Source organism: Candidatus Rokuibacteriota bacterium (assembly GCA_030647435.1).
In the GTDB taxonomy this organism is placed as follows: domain Bacteria; phylum Methylomirabilota; class Methylomirabilia; order Rokubacteriales; family CSP1-6; genus AR37.
Map to the genome: position 1 here is coordinate 1 of JAUSJX010000005.1, position 4,435 is coordinate 4,435.

Consider the following 4,435-nt stretch of genomic DNA (forward strand, 5'->3'; position numbering starts at 1 on the left):
GGGCGAGCCATGAGAAACCGCCCGCGCTTTCGCGTGTTTCCTCGAAAACCGGCGGCCGCCGCGCCTCGGCGGCGGCATCTTCACGCGCCCGAACCCCGTGAAAACTCGGAGCATTCAGGCTTTCGCGACAGAAACTAGCTACCGCCATGCTGCGGAGCCACCAAAATCGGGGGCTCAACCAAAATTGTGGGCTTCCCGTGTGCTGCGAATCGGATCGAAGATTCACAACTCGCTGATTTTATGGCCTTCAGACTTCGGGGGCCAGTAGAGGGTGCCGGGCATGGGCCTTGCTAACGTAATGGCCGGCAGCAGGGCCATGCGGAGTGTGGGATCAGGCCCGTGATGACTAAACCATCTTGAGGAGGAAACGATGTTTACCAATGTGAAGAAGATGCTGGCTGGGACGGAGCGCGAGGCCGGGTTCACCCTGGTCGAGCTGTTGATCGTCATTCTGATCGTCGGGATCCTGTCCGCCGTGGCGCTGCCCCTGTACCTCGGGTACACGAAGGACGCGCGGCTGGCGGAGGGGAAGGCGCTGGGCGGGTCGGCCCTGACGGCTTTGTCGGGGTGCGTGCAGGTGAAGGGCTCAGGCAGCACCTGCGTGGTGTCCGAAGTCCGGAACCGAGTCGGCCTGAGCACCGGGAACACGACGTATGACGGGCGGTGGACACTGAGTTCGGACACGCAGCTGACGGTTTCCACGGCAACGCCGCCGGTCCTGGACGGCAAAATCGCGGTGTCGGGCGTGTTGGGCAAGAATACGGAGGCCATGTCGCTGGCCTTCTACGCGGACTCGACCGGCGTGACGCTGCGGTGCAATACCAATGATTCGACCCCGCCGACGAGCAAGACGGCTGGCGAAACCTGCTGACCTAGATCACCGGATGTGAGCGTGGGCGTGGCGGACCCAGCTCCGCCACGCCGGATCATTAGCGCGCGTCACGAACCGCGTCGCGGAAGCACCTGGGGCGGCGGCCCACGCGTCCCTCGGCGCCCGCCGAGGCGCTCGATCCCCTCGCACGCTTCCCGCGACGTCGGATCTTCGCGTAGCGCTGCGGCGAACTCCGTCCTCGCCTCCGCACCGGGCCCGCTCTGCTCGAGTAGCCTCGCGATCGCGAGGTGTCCCCAGGCCGCGCTCGGCCCCGAAAGTCTCATGGCCTCTCGGTATGCGCCGATCGCCTCGGCAATCCGCCCGTCCTCCGCGTAGGCTTGGGCGAGCTTGAAGTGCGCCGCGCGCATGCCGGGCGTCACCACGGCGGCCAGGGGAGATGCGCGTACCGGTCCGCCGCGGCCTGCGGTCCATTCTGGAAGATGCCCACGACGGGCGCGACTGTGATCACGTGGACGATCGCGGCAGCGGTGAGCGCCGGCCACCGCTGGCGGCAGAACCAGGCGAGGCACGCGCCGCCGATCAGCACGCCGAGCGCAGAGGATGGACGGCGAAGACGGGGGCGGTGACGGCGGCGCCCCAGCGGAGGGCGGCGGGGGTGGTGGCCGGGGCAGGGCCAGGGGGATGTAGTGACCGGCGTGGAAGGTGGTGAACATCCAGCGGAGCTGGGCCGGGCCGAGGCCGCGGTAGTCGGGATTGTCGAGAAAGTTGAGGGCGTCATCCCACGAAGCGAAACCGTTGCCGAGCGTCGGCAGGAAGGCGGCGAGCGTGACGACCACGACAAGGCCCGGCGGCACCCAGCGAGGAGTCATCCGGCCTGGGCACGGCAGCCGCCGAGCTCCTGCGGAGAGACGCCGAGCTCCGAAGCCGCCCGGCGGGCATTGGCGCACGCCTGCGCGTCGCCGGGCTTGACTTGCAGGGCGCGGACGAAGGCGTCGAGCGCCTGCTTCATCGAGCCGCGGAGCGCGTGCGCGACGCCGAGATTGTTCCAGGCAACCGCGTTGTCGGGAAGGAGCGCGGTCGCGAGCAGGTACTGTTCCTCGGCAAGCTCCAACTCTCCGTGCCGCTGCAAGATCACGCCCAGCGCCAGGGCAAGGCGGCCCCGCGCCGACGCGCGGGCGGTCGGCACCTGCTCGATGGCCTGCATGAGCTGCCAGAGCGGATACCGGTTCCAGCGCGCGTCGGCGTCCGCCGCGCGCGTCCACGCGGCCTCCGCCTCGGCCGCCCGGCCCTGCTGGAGGAGCACGGTCCCGAGCCGGATGAGCGCGACGGCATGCGTGGGATCCTGGGCCAGCGCCTCGCGGAAGTATCGCTCGGCCGCGCCGGGGCGCCCGGCCCGCTGCTCGACGATTCCCAGGTGCAGATCGAGCTGAGCCTTGAGGTCCGGCAGGTTGTCGGGCGTTCTCCGGAGCGCGCGCTCGAAGTGGGCCTTCGCCTCGTCGAAACGCCCCGCATCCGTCAGCGCCCATCCGAGGTAGAAGACCGGGATCTCGCTTGCCGGCTCGACCGACGTCGCATGCGTCCAGAGCGTGACCGAGTCGCGCCACACGGCCACCTGCCGGACCGTCAGTCCGGCGAAGGCGACGATGATGATCGCGGTCGCCCCCATCACGGCTGTCCCCACCGGAGGCGACAGTGTCCCGTTCCGCGCCGCGTGCCGCGACCACGCCACGCCGGCGCCGCCCAGGATCGCCCACGGGGCGCACGAGAGGTACGTGTACCGGTCGGCCGCGATCTGCGCGCCATTGTGGAGGATCCCGACGACCGGCGCCAGGAGGACGAGGTACGACGCCCACGCGATCAGGCCCGCGGGCCACCGCCGATACCCTAGGAGCGCGGCGAGAGTGACGACGACGACGAAGGCCGCCGGCACGAGGTACGTCGCGCTCCAGGGCACGACGGGGTGAAACAGCGTATAGAGCGGGGACAACGGCCCCGGTGCTACCGTCTTCCAGAGGTAGAACGCCAGCGCGTACGCGCTGATGGCCAGGCGCTGCAGGACGCCGAGCGTCTCGATCGACGTCATGAGACGGTGTCCGGCGCCCACCGCCAACGTGACAGCGGCCACAGCGGCCGCGAGCAGGGCAAATGGGATTTTTTCGAGCGCCAGCCGAAACAGCGTCCGCCCCCCGGCCTTGTCCGGTTCTCTCCCCGACCGGCGCAGAGGATAGACGTCGAGCAGGAGCAGAACCACGGGCAGCCCGACGACCAGGGACTTGGAGAGGAGGGCGAGCCCGAAGAGCCCGACGGCCGTCCAGTACCATCCCCGGTGAGGCGCGCCTCCGCCGGCGCGGTCGATGGCTCTCAGGTACGCGACCACGCACAGAAGGGCGAAGAAGCCCATGAGCACGTCGCGCCGCTCGGTGGCCCAGGCCACCGATTCCACGCGGAGGGGATGGAGAGAGAAGAGCAGCGCGGCCGCGGCTGCGCCGAGGGTCAGCGAGCGCGGGTCGGCCTGGACCGCCGAGCGTAGGAGCCGGCGCGCGACGAAGTAGAACAGGATCGCATTAGCCGAATGGAGGACGACGGACGTGGCATGGTACCCGGCCGGGCGCATGCCCCAGAGGACATAGTCGAGCCCGAAGCTCAGCCATGTCACCGGGATGTAGTGTCCGCCGAGGGTGTAGCCGAACATCCAGCGAAGCTGATCCCAGCCGAGCCCCCGGAAGTGGGGGTTGGACACCAGGTTGACCTCGTCGTCCCAGTTGACGAACTGGTTCCCGAGAGCCGGGAGAAATACGAGGAGCGTCGCGAGCCCGACCAGCGCGGGCGCGATCGCCTCGAGCCCCCCGATCGGCCCGAACCCGTTGCCGCACCGGAGCCCGCCGCTCAGGTCGCGCACGTCAGCGAGGCGAAGCGCATGCGGTGAGCAGGCGCGCGGCCGGCGCGGATCTCGTCGCGAGGTCGCGGCCGGCGTCGCACGCGTCCGGCAGTCCGGGCTCTTCGGCGAGCGCCTCGCCGAAGTGCCGAACGGCCGCCGAATCATCTCCCGCGCGCGCGTAGAGCCGGCCGAGACGGACGTGCCACGAGGCCTTCTTGGCCGAGCGCCGCATCGCTTCGAAGTAGTGGGGAATGGCCTCGCCGGGGCGCCCGGCCGCTTCGAGAGCGTCCGCCAGGTTGGCGTGAGCGGCGCGCCCTCCGGAACCGAGGGAAGCGGCGTGGCTCCAGAGCGTCACCGCGCTCCGCCAGGCGGAGGTCTGCTGCCATGTCAGGACGGCGAGGGCGAGAATGGCGACGCACAGGGCAGTCCGAGCCACACGCGCACCGGCCCACGAGTGCGCAGCCGCTGCGCCGAGAAGCAGTGCCCAACCCAGGCAGGCCAGATAGCTGTAGCGGTCCGCGACCGCTTGCGGGCCGTTGTGAAAGAACCCGAGCACGGGCGCCAGCGTGATCGCGTACACGAGACAGACGGCGGTGAAAGCCGGCCAGCGGCGGCGCATCAGCACGGCCACCAGGGCGGTCCCGGCGACGACGGCGAAGTGCCACCAGGTGATGGTGACGAACAGCGGGTAGAGCGGGGAGAGGTCGAGGGGCAGGACCGTCTTG

At 69.8% G+C, this 4,435-nt stretch carries 4 protein-coding genes; 1 reads left to right on the plus strand and 3 read right to left on the minus strand.

Going from position 1 to position 4,435, the window contains the following annotated elements; translation table 11 throughout:
• Positions 1 to 370: 370 nt before the first annotated feature.
• Positions 371 to 871 (plus strand): type II secretion system protein, encoded by a 501-nt coding sequence (locus tag Q7W02_00440; GenBank protein MDO8474658.1) that lies wholly within the window; start codon positions 371 to 373, stop codon positions 869 to 871.
• Between the two features lie 376 nt (positions 872 to 1,247).
• Here Q7W02_00440 and Q7W02_00445 read toward each other — a convergent pair whose 3' ends face one another.
• From Q7W02_00445 to Q7W02_00455, 3 genes are all read right to left on the minus strand, one after another.
• Positions 1,248 to 1,418: a hypothetical protein gene (locus tag Q7W02_00445; protein ID MDO8474659.1), complete on the minus strand. Its 171-nt coding sequence runs from the start codon at positions 1,416 to 1,418 to the stop codon at positions 1,248 to 1,250.
• A 279-nt stretch (positions 1,419 to 1,697) separates the two neighbouring features.
• The gene (locus tag Q7W02_00450; GenBank protein MDO8474660.1) at positions 1,698 to 3,731 is read right to left on the minus strand and encodes a tetratricopeptide repeat protein; all 2,034 of its coding nucleotides are present in this window, start codon (positions 3,729 to 3,731) and stop codon (positions 1,698 to 1,700) included.
• Position 3,732: 1 nt separating this feature from the next.
• Positions 3,733 to 4,435 (minus strand): tetratricopeptide repeat protein (locus Q7W02_00455; protein MDO8474661.1); only part of this gene is annotated, 703 nt, incomplete at its 5' end.